Raw genomic sequence first — 13,087 nt, 5'->3', positions numbered from 1 at the left:
TGTTAGTAGATCGGCACGCCGATCTGAACGACTCTGGCCGCGTGAACCACGATGGGCAGCAACAGAGGACAATCCAGAGATGAAGAAACCATCCTCCAAGATCCGCGAGGAAATCGCCAAGCTCCAGGAACAGCTCAAGCACGCGGAAACGAGAGAGGCTGAGCGCATCGGCCGCATCGCGCTGCGGGCAGGCCTTGGCGAGATCGAAATTGACGAGACAGACCTTCAGGCCGCGTTCGAGGAACTGGCGAAGCGCTTTCGCGGAGGCAAGCGCTTCACGAGCGGAAGGAAAGCGGCGGCAGAAGGGAGCGCGGGCAGCCGGCAATCCGAGACGGTCGCGTCTGGCGCGGGCTCGAGCAGCCCTAGTGAGGCTTGAGCGAATGAGCAGGAACGCAACGTCCGATGCCCGGAAGAAGGACACGCGCGACAAGATCGAGCTTGGTGGCCTGATCGTCAAAGCCGGCCTCCGCTTCGAAAGACGGGCGCTTCTGCTCGGCGCGCTGATCGAGCTGCAGCAACGTCTGAAGGCCGACGGCAGCGAGCGATCAAGGTTGACGGCAATAGGGGCGGAGGCGTTCGGCAATGAAAGCGAGTAGGATCGTTCTCGTCATTCTGCCCGTGGCCATGATGTGTGCTGCCCTATTCACGATGACCGGCATCGAGACATGGCTTGCCGGGTTCGGGAAGACTGAAGCGGCAAAGCTTGCCTTGGGACGGGCAGGGGTTGCCGCTCCTTACATGGCGGCTGCGGCACTTGGCCTGATCTTTCTGTTCGCGGCGGCGGGATCGGCGAGCATCCGCACCGCAGGCTGTGGCGCAGTAATCGGAAGCGCCGCGGTCATCCTGACGGCTTGCGTGCGGGAAGGCGTGCGCCTTGCAGCGCTGTCCTCCCAGGTGCCAGTGGGAAAATCCACGCTATTATATCTTGATCCATCGACCATGGTCGGCGCCGCCGCAGCGCTGGTATCCGGCTGCATTGCGATACGCGTGGCGATGCTCGGCAACGCCGCCTTCGCCCGTGCTGCGCCGAAACGGATCATCGGCAAGCGTGCCCTGCACGGCGAGGCCGATTGGATGAAACTTGCCGAAGCGGAGAAGCTCTTCCCGGACTCTGGCGGCATCGTGGTCGGAGAGCGGTATCGCGTCGACGGCGACAGCGTCGCCAGCGTCTCTTTCCGTGCCGGTACCAGAGAAACGTGGGGCGTCGGCGGCAAGCCTCCGCTACTCTGCTTCGACGGCTCATTCGGCTCCTCGCACGGAATCGTTTTTGCAGGATCGGGTGGTTTCAAGACCACCTCGGTGACGATCCCGACAGCGCTGAAGTGGGGTGGGCCGCTTATCGTGCTCGATCCGTCGAACGAGGTCGCACCCATGGTGTCGAAACATCGTGAGGAGGCGGGCAGGCGGGTCAGGATTCTTGATCCGCGCAAACCCGCAACCGGCTTCAACGCCCTCGACTGGGTCGGCCAGTATGGCGGCACGAAGGAGGAGGATATCGCCTCGGTCGCCTCATGGATCATGAGCGACAGCGGTCGCGCAAGCGGAGTGCGCGACGACTTCTTCCGCGCCTCCGGCCTACAGCTTCTGACGGCGATCATCGCCGATGTCTGCCTTTCCGGCCACACACCGAAGGGGCAGCAGACGCTCCGCCAGGTCCGCGAGAATTTGTCCGAACCCGAACCGAAGCTGCGACTGCGCCTGCAGGACATCTATGACAATTCGGAATCGGATTTCGTGAAAGAGAACGTAGCTGCCTTCGTCAACATGACGCCGGAAACCTTCTCCGGTGTCTATGCCAATGCCATCAAGGAGACACACTGGCTCTCGTACCAGAACTACGCGGAGCTGGTTTCTGGTTCGACATTCCGGACCGAAGATATCGCATCGGGTAAGACGGACGTGTTCATCAACATCGACCTCAAGACGCTCGAGACCCACGCCGGGTTGGCGCGCGTCGTGATCGGCTCGTTCCTGAACGCGATCTACAATCGCGATGGCGCAATGGACGGTCGCGCCCTGTTCCTGCTCGATGAGATCGCCCGCCTCGGCTACATGCGCATTCTGGAGACCGCGCGAGACGCCGGCAGAAAGTATGGCATCACGCTAACAATGATCTACCAGTCGATCGGCCAGCTGCGCGAAACCTATGGCGGGCGAGACGCTTCCAGCAAGTGGTTCGAGAGCGCGAGCTGGATCAGTTTTGCCGCCATCAACGATCCGGAAACCGCCGACTACATCTCCCGTCGCTGCGGCATGACGACGGTCGAGATCGATCAGGTCAGTCGCAGCTTCCAGTCACGCGGGTCGTCGCGGACTCGCTCGAAACAGTTGGCAGCCCGGCCGCTCATCCAGCCACATGCCCACCACGCCCTGTGCGATATCGTTGCACTCGCGAATCGCAGCCTGGAGGATCAATGCGTCAGCAGACCAAGCCGTTCTTCGTCGAACGAAAACCGTCCCGCAAACCCAAGCCTGACGCCCAAAAACCGTCGATCTGGGGAAGGCTGGATGCTGACATTGCACAAGGTCTCAAGGACAAAAATGATACGGATAACGCGGCCGCCACAGGTGGTGACGACCGCGCTTGAGCATTAGGCCGCAGCCTTCACATCGGCTTCCGGCTGCAAGGAATGAAGGAAGCTCACCGCGCGCTGTGCGTGAGCCGCCGTCTGGAAGATCGCCCGCTTGTCGTTGGCCAGCACCGATAGCCACGACTGGAGATAGGATGCATGATCCGGCCGCGGCTCGAGCTCCGGTACGATGCCGAGATCGGCGCACAAGAAGCAACTGCCGAGCTCGGCAATGAGTTCTTCTCGGGCGCGTTCCGTCCGGTCCTTCGCATATCGGGAAAGGTCACGTCCGACACGATGTTCCGCCGCCGTCCAGTGCGTCGCCTCATGGCTGAGGACAGCCGCGTACCCGGCAGCATCGCGAAACGCCTCGAAGGGCGGCATCTGGATATAGTCCATGACCGGCGAATAGTAAGCCTGGTTTCCGCCGTGCCGGATAACCGCGCCGGTGTTGCGGAAGAAGCGATCGGCGCTTTCAATTCGCTCGACGGGATCCCGCACCTTGGCCGGCCGGGTAGAATAGGTGTCGGGCAAACCTTCGATCTGCTCGATATTGAACACCGAATATGCCTTCAGGAACGGGATTTCCCGATCGACATCATTGCCGTTTCCGTCGGCCACCGACTTGGTGAACCGGCTGGCGAAGACGACCGTCGAGCCCGTTTCGCCCTTCCGCACGGCTCCGTCCAGTTCGAGGGCCTGCTTGAAGGTCATCCACATCGAGGAGGAGAAGCCGCGCGACATCTGCTCCGACCACAAGAGCAGCACGTTCATGCCGGAATACGGAAGGCCGTTGTGTCGCACGGGCCGGGTGATCCGGCCATCGGTGTTGGCGGCGCTCCATGGCTTCATCCAGGGACGCACGCCCATTTCGAGATCCTCGACGATCCGATCGGTGATCCGCGTGTAGATGTCGATACGATCCGATTCCGCTTTCTTCGTCATGACTACTTCTCCTTTTCAGGGACCGCGCCTATCGCGGCCCGTCACGGAGGTCCGAAGTCATACCAGGGCGCGCCCTTCCGCAGCAGGGGATGAACCTTGGCATTGCGATCCGACGAAAGATGGAAGCCACCATGGCCTGATGTCATGTGGGCGACGACGCCCTCGGCGTAGACGACCGCCATCTGCGATCCACCCCAGGGGGTGCTTGCCGACATGCGGGTCTGCACGCGGTTCAGCTTGGCCAGATCGCGTTTGTGACCAGCGGTGTCGGCCATGGCAAGGACCAGGTCACCGATGCGGGCGACGGCCAAGCCGTCCGCGCTGGTGGCAAACTCCACCCCCGAAAGATCGGGGGTGGGTGCTGGCATCTTCGACTGGAGGGCGGCGGTCATGCTGCAACCCTCTTGTCGACGTCTTCGTGATGCTCATCATCATCGGGCAGATCCGCATCCCGCGGTTCACCTACGACCACAGCGTCGGCATCGTGTTCCGCCTGATCTTCCGATGGGTTATCGAGATCGCAGTCCCCGTCATCCTGGGACCCCGCGCCGATGACATCCGTGGCAGCGCCTGCCCGGATCCAGTCGAGCAACTCGTCAGCTGGCGGCGCGAAACGACCCGAGGGGTGGACGAAGTGCGCGCAGGCAAAACGCTCGACGAGCGCTGCGCGGGTTTCTCGTACCTTGGGCCTTGACTGGACGGCAGCTTCGGCGCAAGAGGCCTCCAGCGCCTGGCGCGACAGGCATAAGAGGAAATCTTCCGAGCCCATGTTCGGCAGAAATTCGTCGGCGCCGATCGCCTCGCCGGCAATGCGCGAGACCATGCCACTGTTGGACATGCCCCGCCGGCACGATAGGACGTCGATCAGCACGGAGCGAACGGCGACCCTGAGCGTATCCTGATCGAAGGCCAGCTTGCCATGCTCGTCAAACAGTCCGACCGCATGGCGCAAGAAGCGCTTGCCGCCGTAGAAGGTCCCGTCTGCGCCGGAGTCGACGCGGACATTCTGGCCGGCGAAGGCCAGCACCATCAGCGCCATCAGCATGTCATCCTCGATCGGCGCGCGGCCAAGCGCATCGTGCAGGGCATCGGTGCGGAAATCGCCGATCATATCATGGCCCTTCTGGGTGACGTCCGGCCGGGCCATGGGCATGGCGATCGCGTCGCCATCATCACTGCCGGCGGCAGATCCATCGCCACCAGCGCCCTTCGGCTTTGCAGTCTCGGGCATCCGGTATTGGATCGTCTGCACCTTGCCATCGCGGTCGAGATAGAGCGCCGTGTGATCGGACTTCGACGGCTTGCCGTAAACCTGGCTCGCCTTCTTCGGCAGTTCCGGCTGGCCCCAGCTGTTGACCTCGACGATCGCGCCGCGCTTCGGCAGGTTGCTCGTCATCCATTCGTACTGGGCGCCGAGGAAGCCCTCGACATTGGTGGTGTAGCGGCCGTCCTGGTCGGCCGGCGCGAAGAGATCCTCCACCCATTCGATCCCATAGGCCTGAGCCAGATCGTCGCCAAAGCTCGCATCCTTGGCATGCATCCGCTTCTTCGTGAGCGCATTGGCAATCTGCCACCAAGGAGCCGTGTCGCCCTTCTTCGGCTTGTGAGCCTTCCAGACCTCCTTCTGGTCGACCTGCCCTGCTGCCGCAATCACCCGCAACTGCTGCTCGGACGGCATATCGCCCAGCACCATCTGTTCGAGCATGGCCGGCAGGACGTTGGCGAGCAGGCGCAGCTTGCGGATCTGGCGGACGGGAAGGGCAAGAGCGACAGCAATCGCTTCCTCGGTCCAACCGAGAGCGACCAGGCGTTCGATGCCGCGCCATTGATCAACAGGATTAAGAGCCTCGCGGACGCTGTTCTCGACCATCGAGCGCATCGCACCGTTGTCGTTCGCGGCGTCGGCCACGAGGATTTCGATTTCTTCCAGGCCGGCCGCGATGGCAAGGCGCACGCGGCGATGGCCGGCGTCGATGATGTAGCCGTTACCACCATCGGTTTCCGGCGCGACCACCGGCGGCTGGACGATGCCGACGGCCCTGATCGTCGCCAGCATCAGCGCGTCGGCCTGCGGCGACGACTTAGACTGGCGCATCCGGTCGGGGTTTTCCTTCAGCGCGCGCGGGTCAACCTTCATGATCTGCATGGGATTTGTCCTTTCGGGAGTGTTCCGGACCGGCGCCTTGCCAGCCCTTCCTGTCTTCATTTTTTCTCGAAGACACCTCCCGGACCGCCGAACGGCCGGACCGACGCAACTGCGACCGAGCATCCCTGCTGCGAAGGACGAGCGGGGCTGACAGCCCTGCGAAGGACAAGTGGCCGGGATCGCGCAGGCGGCGGTTGGCCATGGCGAACTGGTTGGCCGCACCCTCGCCAACATCCTCCAGCCGGCGGATCGAGGTATCACCCGACAGGGCAGCGGCGATGAATCGGGCCTTGCGCTCGTTGTTCTGCCACATCGAGGCGTCGAGCGAGCCCTCGGTCGCGTAGGCGAAGATAGAGCGCCAGAAACTCGCGCGCCGCTTGGGCGAGGCAATGGCCTGGCACGACCAGCATCGCCTTGGCGATCAGCCCAAGCCGGTGCTGTTCCATGATGGCGGCCGCCATCGTCATCGTCTTGCCGGCGCCGACGGCATGGGCGAGATAGGTCGAGCCATCGGCAATGATCCGCCAAATCCCACGCTTCTGATGCCCGTACAAAGTAAAGGCGCCAGAGGCGCCGGGGAGTTTCAGATGCGAGCCGTCGAATTTGCGTGGCGCAATGTTATTGAAGCGATCATTGTAATCGCGGGCAAGCCGGTCGGTGCGGTCCGGATCTGTCCAGACCCAGTCCTGAAACGCCTGCTTGATCCTCTGCAATTTGTCGCGGGCGGCTTCGGTATCGACGACGTTGAGCACCCGGCGCTCGCCGTCGGCATCCTTGAAGACGTCGAAGATCTGGGTAACCCGGCTGTTCAGCGCATCGGCCAACAGGTCGCCGGCATGGCGGCGGCTCGTTCCCCACACCGACGTGCCGGCGGCGCTATAGCCGAGTTGACGCGCTTCTACCGTCCAGGATCCGAGCTCCGGCATATGGTGGATGCGGATATCGGCCTCCATCTTCTCCTTGACGAAGGCGACGACATCGGCGGCCGGTATCCACGGCGCGCCGAGTCGGGCGGTGATATCCGAGGGTCGGAGGTCAGCTGGCTGAACATCCCGGAGGGCGCGGACATTGCGCTCATAGAGCGGATCGTGCTCGGCCGCGGCCTGCGCGACGGTGAGCTTGGTACGAACAGCCCCGGAGAGATATCCGTCGGCGGTTTGCCACGATCCGTCGGCAGGATCGCGAAAGATGGCCTCGCCCAGCTCATCGACCACTGCCGCGGGATCGCTATGAAGCAGCTCGGCGATATGGTCGAGATCGACGTGACCACGTTCATTCAGCACGATGGCAAGTGCATCTGCGGGAGAGGTGATGGTTGGCGCAGCCGGCGGGGCAATCACCCGTTCGGAAAAAATCGGACCCGGTTTCGCCGTGTCGGTTTCAAGATCATAGTCCTCGATGGAGGCAGCCAGCCAGCAGTCGGGATCGTCACGAAACGGCGCGAGATTCGGCTGGCGATGGGTTTCCTTGACCTCACCGGTCTCGATATCCTCCTGAACTGAGGCAACTGTGTGATTGATCGGACCGAAATCACGAACGAAACTTGACCAGGCGATGCGCAAGCGAACCTGAAGATCGCGCCAGGGCCGGTCGGTCTCCTGGGCTTTCAGGACCTCGCGCACGGCATCGCGGACCGGGATCAACTTGGAGATGATCCGGACGTGCTCTTCCGGCACGCCTTCGCCTGAGCGACCCTTGCGCATGGTGACCGGTACGGCCGAGCCGTCGAGCATCTGCATCAGGCCCTTTGCCCGGTCGAGGAAGAAGCTGCCCTCACGGACAGCGCCGTCCTTCGGCTGTAGATCGACGATTTCCCCGAGCTCGTCCTCCAGATCGATATCGATGGGCGTCGGCTCGCCGTCGTAGAGATCACTCGGCAGGAGCTCGATGGCTGCGGCGAGGGCAGTTTCGAGATCCTCACCGCGACGGCGGCAAGTATAGGTCTCTCCGAACGGCCCCGAGGTCAGCGCATGGGTGCCCAGCACGAAATCGGGATGCCGAGCGAACCAGCGATTGACGCGGATCGCGCCTTCGTCGTCGGTGGCTGGCCTGATCTCATCGACATCGAGCCACATCTGGTCGCCTTCCGGCTCTCCGGTCTTGCGCTTGCGGAAGAAGAGGATGTCGACGACGACATCCGTGCCGGCGTCACGGCGGAAGCTGCCCTCGGGTAGGCGGATCGCGGCGATCAGGTCAGCGGACTTGGCGATATGCTCACGTGCCGTCGTATCGGCCTTGTCCATCGTGCCATGTGAGGTGACGAAGGCGGCGAGCGCGCCTGGCTTCAGAAGGTCGATCGACCGGGTGATGAAGTAGTCATGGAGGCGAAGTCCGAGCGACCGGTAGGCGCGGTCCGAGCGGACGGTGCGATCGGAAAAGGGCGGATTGCCGATGGCGAGATCGTAGACTGGCGCCAGCTCAGTGCGGGCGAAGTCGCCATTGATGATCCGAGCCTTCGGCTGAAGCAGGCGCACGATGCGGGCGGTGACCGGATCAAGTTCGACCCCGGTAACGTAGGCCGCGTCGCGATATGGTTCCGGCATCAGGGCCGGGAAGAGGCCCGTGCCGATACCAGGTTCCAGCACCCTGCCGCCGCGCCAGCCGAGTTTCTGTATCCCGGCCCAAATCTCCCGGATGATGAACTCTGGGGTGAAATGCGCATACTGGGTGCATCGTGCCAGCGACGTATAGTCGGCTTCGGAGACTGCAGTTTCCAGCGAAGAACCGAGGTCGTCCCAGCCGTGCCGGAAATCGACATCGCCCGGCCGCCGGAACATGCCGTTGGCGAGTTCGCCGGCGCCGAAGCCGGTAAAGCAGATCAGCTGCGCCTGCTCCTTCGGTGTCGCCGGTCGTTCCTGCTTGGCGATGCAATCGGCGACGAGGATCGCCGCGACATTCGCGCGGGCGCGATCCTTGCAGGAGGCGGCCAGTCCGCGGTCGCCGTCGAGATAGAAGTTCGTCCGAAGCCTCGCGCGCCGGACAGGCGTGCCAGCGACGGGGAGGGCAGGTGCTGGCGCCGGCGGCGTGGGATCCGGACCGTCGTCATTCGCAGCATCAGGCGGGAACCCACCCAAAGCGGTAACGCCAAGCCCGAGGCCGGAGGAAAGTGCGCTCGAGCCGAACATGTCGAGCGTAAAAAGATCATTACTCATGGGAAAAGCTCCTTTGAATTGAGGGCGTGCGCCATCGATCGGCCCAGGGGCTGGCCGTCCTTGGCGGTGATGCAGGGGGATGGTCTGGCTCAGGCAGCCAGCGATGCGGGGAGGTGACGCAGATTCACCGGCAGTTTGGCTGCGATTTCGTCGTCGCTCAGCGTGTCGAGCAGCTTGAGGAAGGTGCCTTCCTTGCCGCCGTAGAGCATGACTGTGCGATGACCCTGCATCGACTTCGGCCAACGGTCGCCGGTATAGCCGCGATAGTCGTCGGTGGTCGTGCTCCAGATATGCTCGAGCCGTTCTTCACGGCTCATTGCCTGAACCGGCCGAATCTCCCGATCGACGATCGTGGTCCGCATAGCCTCGATCGAGTTCGGGTCCGAGAGGTCGCAGTATGTGTGAAAGTATCGGACGGCGCCATCGATCCGGATCGCGTAAAACACCGAGGTTACCGAACCGATCATGAACTCTCGCATCGCAAAGGTCGGACCGCGCATCCAGAGCGGCGGGAGGATGTCGAGCATGTAGCTATAGGAGCTCTCATCGATCTCGAACCATTCTCCGGCATAGACGGCAGTCTGATCACCGCCGAAACGGTCGGGGCGCTTCGCGTGCCGGTCGAACATGCGGAACATGTCGGCGCGCTTGGCTGCACCCTGAAACACTTTGCGGGGGAGGGATATCGAGGTCATCAGCTTGATCCTTTCGGGATTTGGGACCGAAGGCAGCACTGTCGTTTCGACCTTACTATCCTCTTCAGTCCTTCATGACCCCTCCCGCGTTGCCGGCCTCGTGTCCGGCCGGGTCAAGGGCCGGCGCATGCCGGGCGAAGCCTCCCTTGATGCGGCCGGCGCGCATGCGGCAGGCCCACCTTTCTTTTCTATCTTCCTTTCCTGTTTTTCCTTTTCCCTGCTTTGGAGGACCTCGTTCCAGTCCACCGCCGGCGGACGTAGCCTCTGCCAGTCGCAACCGGACGCCTCGGCGAGCGCACGCAATCGTTCAGCGTAGACGTCCCCTTGGGTATTGGCATCCGTGGCGGCGACCAGGGTAAGTCCCGGCCGAATAGCAAGTGCGGCAAGTGCTGAATCTGTGGCCGGAGACCACCCACCGCCAGTGCTGAGATAGAGAGTTCCGGCCCGCGGACCTTCAAGCGCTGCGAGGCTCATCGCGTCGATTGCGGTCTCGGTGACGCAGAGACGAGAGGCATCGCCTGGTCCTAACCGGAAAAGAACCTTCGAGCCCCCGGTCGAAAAGCCGCGCCAATCCGGCCCACGTTCCTCCCAGCCGACAACGCAGCCATGGCTGTCGACATGGGCCGCCCACATACTGCCAAAGGGTCCTTCGCGAAAGACACACTCACGGATGGCCTGCCGCACGATGGCCGGCGGGATCCAGCGCACCCAGCGAAGATAGCGCCAGGCGCCGGAACCGGGCGACGGCGCGCGCCGGATTCTCCAACGTTCGGCAATGTCCTCTGGCGGCCTTGATGACCGGGAGAACCTCCATTCCGGTCGTGACAACTGGAACCCGACCAGCGATGCGACCGCTCCCGCTGCTGTGGGGAATGGGATTGTTTCGAGAAACATGGCAAGGCCGAAGACATCGCCCTTTTCGTCGCTGAGCGGATCGAACCAGCCTCGTCCGTCGTGCGTCACGATGACGATGCTGCCGCCACGCCGGTATTTGACTGCGCGTCGCGTGCTTTCTTTCATATCGATTTCGTAGCCGGCCTGCTCCAGCACGGCTTCGCAACTGACTTTTGCGCGCAGCGCCTCTAATTCTTCTCGTATCATATTTTCTTCGGCCGCAGAGCGGCCGTCCCTTCTTGATTCCCGTATTTTGCGGGCCACCTTCAACTCGCCGCGAAGAGCGGAGGGTGCAAGAGCGCTGCAAGCAACTGACAAAAGTTTCAGCGATGTGCTGCGGCGAAGCTTCCCTTGCGGCCGACAGGTCGCCAGCGGCAGAAACAGGCGGGTCTCAATGAAACCCGCGGGGGAAATATTCATGCACGATCTCAAGATCGTCTTCGTCATCGAGTTCGTCGGACGGAAGGACGCCGAATTCGTCGCCGGATTTGAACAGGGTGATCGGGACCATCAGGTCATTGCAGAGGTGGAAGGCGTGAGACTGGGCGAGGGAAAGATCGTGTGCCATGTTCAGGTGCTCCATCGGAAGCGGGCCAATTCCCGCTGATGGCTCCTCAAAGGAACAGGTACGGTCGCGATCACCGCGACAACGAAGGCGGAGCGGCGGCAGCTTGCTAGCCGACCCCTTGAGGGTTGATCGACGGAGATCCGGACCTGGTCCAGGACGCCATGAATGGAAGCGGGGTTGGACTGCCTCCGATGTTGCGCTAACGGGATGCTCGATTTCTTACCGGCGGATTTGACGCGTGACCGCCGCGTGTATGACTTGACGCCAAAATTCGGATCGGCAAAACCGAGCGTGATTTATTTCCTTCTGCCTGACCAGACGCAGCAACAGGAAATGTTCCCCTCTGCAGCCATACACAAGGACGAAATTGATGAAGCGACCACAAAAAAACTTCGTGGTTGAGTACAAGGGCGGAAGCCGGCGGAAGCCACAGAAACCGACCTCCATCTGGGGAAACCTGGACCTTCAGTCCATGTCCCGCGACGTCGAAGCCGAGGCGCAATCCGAGATCAGCACTCAAACCATGAGGAGCTCGCTCCGTCACTCTGAGCGCCAACAAAACGAAATGAGGCTGTTGACACCTGCAATGGGTCAGCGAAAGACTTCACTGCCACCACAGGAGGAAAATATGGCCGATGAGACCAGCACAGTCGTTAGCCCGGACAGCGTAAGCGCAGATGTAGTTCCACCTCCCCCGGAAAAGAAACGCCGGGGGCCACGTCCAAAAAGTGCGTCGCTTGACGCGGCAACTGCCGGCACTTCGGCTGCGACTTCCGATATCAAGAAGGCGACACGGAAGCCGCGCGTAAAGCGGGCGAAGGCAGCACCAACTACCTCGCAAACAACTCCTCCTGAAAAAAAGCCCCGAAAGATGCGTACGCCACAGCCCGCAGTCGAAGCGAGATCGCTAGCTGCAGCGGGAGACGAGATGGCTGATCTTCTCCAGTTGGAAGAGGAAAATAGAAACCTCAGGAAGCAGTTGGCCGAAAAACTGCGCGCCGAAAACGCCGATCTTCGCAAACGCCTTGGCCAATCCTAGACCAGGCAAACAGTACTATCCCCGAACTGGTGAATTCCGGATCGGCGTTTAACTGACCATTCCCGGCGATGATCAATCGTTGCCGGGGAAGTTGTCCTCAGTGACGGTAGTTGAGGTTAGACAACGAAGATGAAGTCTCCGTGGAAATTTCTCGTTGGCCTTATGAGGCGACACGATAAGCACGACGCGCCTGATGTCATTTCAGCAACAAGCGAAGAAGCATCGTCAGATTCCGATATGATCGCGCAGACGGCCGAGCTGGAAGCCGTGCCTCCTTCGACCAACCTCGAATTAAGCGCCCCAGCCGGTGCGTCGCAGGAAGGCCCAGAGCACATAGAAGACTTGCCGACGCTTGCGGCAATCGCCGCCGCGGCGGCAGTGGGAAAAGAGGATCAACTAGTAGTCGCCACTAGCGAGGAGGCTGAGAAAGGGCCTCGCCGCCGCGCCAATAAAAGGCGGACGGAAATTAATTCAACGCCCGTACAACTGGCGACGCCAAGAGATCATGCTCAAGAGCTTGATAATGAAATCCGCCGACTGCGATTGCAGCTGGAGCAAAAACTTAGAGTGCAGAATGCACAGTTGCGACAAATGTTGGCTCGGTTTGAAGTTTGAGTGTGCGTTGGAATGCCGGAGCAGTGGGTAGAAGTCCAAATAGCGAGGGCTGCGCTTAAGACGCACTACCGAGAGTTTGGCATTGAGCGGGATAGGAACTCAGTCCTTCAAATCGCTACCTTTCTAATGCGGTTGTCCAAGGAGGGTATTCGCGATGCTGAAGAATCATGCGCAGAATGCTCGACAGCACCCGGCCGGACCATCCAGGTCATAGGCCTGCAGCAGCCGATGGACCTGACTTCGACTGAGTGCGAGCAGTTCGGCACCCTGGACAACGCTCAGGCGCTCGTCACTGATCTTCTGGATGACTTCGAGGCGATGCAACTCTTTCTGCGACATGGTGATCAAACAGGACATGACGACTCCAACCGCTGATGGTCTCGACCAGACTGAAGGTCGTCATCCTTGCTCCCAACGTTGGCATTGACCAGCGCGTCGAGAGGCGAGACTGTCGCATCTCTAA

At 61.6% G+C, this 13,087-nt stretch carries 11 protein-coding genes and 2 pseudogenes; 6 read left to right on the top strand and 7 right to left on the bottom strand.

Going from position 1 to position 13,087, the window contains the following annotated elements:
• Positions 1–79 precede the first annotated feature (79 nt).
• Genes traC through traG form a run of 3 tightly spaced genes read left to right on the top strand, consistent with a single transcriptional unit; the run spans position 80 to position 2,595 of the window.
• Positions 80–376, top strand: a complete 297-nt coding sequence (gene traC / locus GGQ64_RS24570) for a conjugal transfer protein TraC (protein WP_183807967.1) — start codon at positions 80–82, stop codon at positions 374–376.
• A gap of 4 nt (positions 377–380) precedes the next feature.
• Complete coding sequence (traD, locus tag GGQ64_RS24565; protein ID WP_183807966.1) at positions 381–596, top strand: type IV conjugative transfer system coupling protein TraD; 216 nt, start codon at positions 381–383, stop codon at positions 594–596.
• Positions 583–2,595, top strand: a complete 2,013-nt coding sequence (gene traG / locus GGQ64_RS24560; RefSeq protein WP_246422911.1) for a Ti-type conjugative transfer system protein TraG — start codon at positions 583–585, stop codon at positions 2,593–2,595. Before traD ends, traG begins: the two co-directional genes overlap by 14 nt.
• Here the strand turns inward: traG and GGQ64_RS24555 are convergent.
• The 6 genes and pseudogenes from GGQ64_RS24555 to GGQ64_RS24530 form a co-directional block, all read right to left on the bottom strand.
• On the bottom strand, positions 2,592–3,515 hold the full coding sequence (locus GGQ64_RS24555; protein ID WP_183807965.1) for an ArdC family protein: 924 nt from the start codon (positions 3,513–3,515) through the stop codon (positions 2,592–2,594). The two genes, traG and GGQ64_RS24555, sit on opposite strands and share 4 nt — an antisense overlap.
• 41 nt (positions 3,516–3,556) lie before the next feature.
• Positions 3,557–3,907 (bottom strand): DUF7007 domain-containing protein, encoded by a 351-nt coding sequence (locus GGQ64_RS24550; protein ID WP_343059566.1) that lies wholly within the window; start codon positions 3,905–3,907, stop codon positions 3,557–3,559.
• A complete protein-coding gene (locus tag GGQ64_RS24545; protein ID WP_183807964.1) occupies positions 3,904–5,661 on the bottom strand; it encodes a ParB N-terminal domain-containing protein in 1,758 nt (585 codons plus the stop codon). The genes GGQ64_RS24550 and GGQ64_RS24545 overlap by 4 nt, the downstream gene beginning before the upstream one ends.
• 338 nt (positions 5,662–5,999) lie before the next feature.
• Positions 6,000–8,813: pseudogene (locus GGQ64_RS24540) on the bottom strand (lactate dehydrogenase); the annotation flags it as partial.
• 89 nt (positions 8,814–8,902) lie between these two features.
• On the bottom strand, positions 8,903–9,508 hold the full coding sequence (locus GGQ64_RS24535) for a DUF1419 domain-containing protein (RefSeq protein ID WP_183807963.1): 606 nt from the start codon (positions 9,506–9,508) through the stop codon (positions 8,903–8,905).
• Between the two features lie 72 nt (positions 9,509–9,580).
• Positions 9,581–10,822: a DUF3991 and toprim domain-containing protein gene (locus tag GGQ64_RS24530; RefSeq protein WP_246422910.1), complete on the bottom strand. Its 1,242-nt coding sequence runs from the start codon at positions 10,820–10,822 to the stop codon at positions 9,581–9,583.
• Here GGQ64_RS24530 and GGQ64_RS24525 point away from each other — a divergent pair.
• The 3 genes from GGQ64_RS24525 (at position 10,821) to GGQ64_RS24515 (ending at position 12,624) form a co-directional block, all read left to right on the top strand.
• The gene (locus GGQ64_RS24525; RefSeq protein ID WP_183807962.1) at positions 10,821–11,009 is read left to right on the top strand and encodes a hypothetical protein; all 189 of its coding nucleotides are present in this window, start codon (positions 10,821–10,823) and stop codon (positions 11,007–11,009) included. The genes GGQ64_RS24530 and GGQ64_RS24525 overlap by 2 nt on opposite strands.
• Before the next feature lie 126 nt (positions 11,010–11,135).
• Positions 11,136–11,372: a hypothetical protein gene (locus tag GGQ64_RS24520; RefSeq protein WP_183807961.1), complete on the top strand. Its 237-nt coding sequence runs from the start codon at positions 11,136–11,138 to the stop codon at positions 11,370–11,372.
• A 766-nt stretch (positions 11,373–12,138) separates the two neighbouring features.
• On the top strand, positions 12,139–12,624 hold the full coding sequence (locus GGQ64_RS24515) for a hypothetical protein (RefSeq protein ID WP_183807960.1): 486 nt from the start codon (positions 12,139–12,141) through the stop codon (positions 12,622–12,624).
• A gap of 189 nt (positions 12,625–12,813) precedes the next feature.
• On the opposite strand, the pseudogene GGQ64_RS24510 reads toward GGQ64_RS24515, so the two are convergent.
• A pseudogene (locus GGQ64_RS24510) lies at positions 12,814–12,981 on the bottom strand (helix-turn-helix domain-containing protein); the annotation flags it as partial.
• Positions 12,982–13,087 lie beyond the last annotated feature (106 nt).

Source organism: Mycoplana azooxidifex (assembly GCF_014196765.1).
Lineage (GTDB): Bacteria > Pseudomonadota > Alphaproteobacteria > Rhizobiales > Rhizobiaceae > Mycoplana > Mycoplana azooxidifex.
The sequence above is the reverse complement of the archived record's forward strand: the minus strand, read 5'-3'. Positions and strand labels throughout refer to the sequence as shown.

Excerpts from the sequence above, each read along its gene's own strand:
- traG (WP_246422911.1), top strand. The coding sequence starts at position 583 with ATGAAAGCGAGTAGGATCGTTCTCGTCATTCTGCCCGTGGCCATGATG.
- GGQ64_RS24515 (WP_183807960.1), top strand. The coding sequence starts at position 12,139 with ATGAAGTCTCCGTGGAAATTTCTCGTTGGCCTTATGAGGCGACACGAT.
- GGQ64_RS24530 (WP_246422910.1), bottom strand. The coding sequence starts at position 10,822 with ATGAATATTTCCCCCGCGGGTTTCATTGAGACCCGCCTGTTTCTGCCG.
- traC (WP_183807967.1), top strand. The coding sequence starts at position 80 with ATGAAGAAACCATCCTCCAAGATCCGCGAGGAAATCGCCAAGCTCCAG.
- GGQ64_RS24520 (WP_183807961.1), top strand. The coding sequence starts at position 11,136 with ATGGAAGCGGGGTTGGACTGCCTCCGATGTTGCGCTAACGGGATGCTC.
- traD (WP_183807966.1), top strand. The coding sequence starts at position 381 with ATGAGCAGGAACGCAACGTCCGATGCCCGGAAGAAGGACACGCGCGAC.
- GGQ64_RS24545 (WP_183807964.1), bottom strand. The coding sequence starts at position 5,661 with ATGCAGATCATGAAGGTTGACCCGCGCGCGCTGAAGGAAAACCCCGAC.
- GGQ64_RS24555 (WP_183807965.1), bottom strand. The coding sequence starts at position 3,515 with ATGACGAAGAAAGCGGAATCGGATCGTATCGACATCTACACGCGGATC.
- GGQ64_RS24525 (WP_183807962.1), top strand. The coding sequence starts at position 10,821 with ATGCACGATCTCAAGATCGTCTTCGTCATCGAGTTCGTCGGACGGAAG.
- GGQ64_RS24550 (WP_343059566.1), bottom strand. The coding sequence starts at position 3,907 with ATGACCGCCGCCCTCCAGTCGAAGATGCCAGCACCCACCCCCGATCTT.
- GGQ64_RS24535 (WP_183807963.1), bottom strand. The coding sequence starts at position 9,508 with ATGACCTCGATATCCCTCCCCCGCAAAGTGTTTCAGGGTGCAGCCAAG.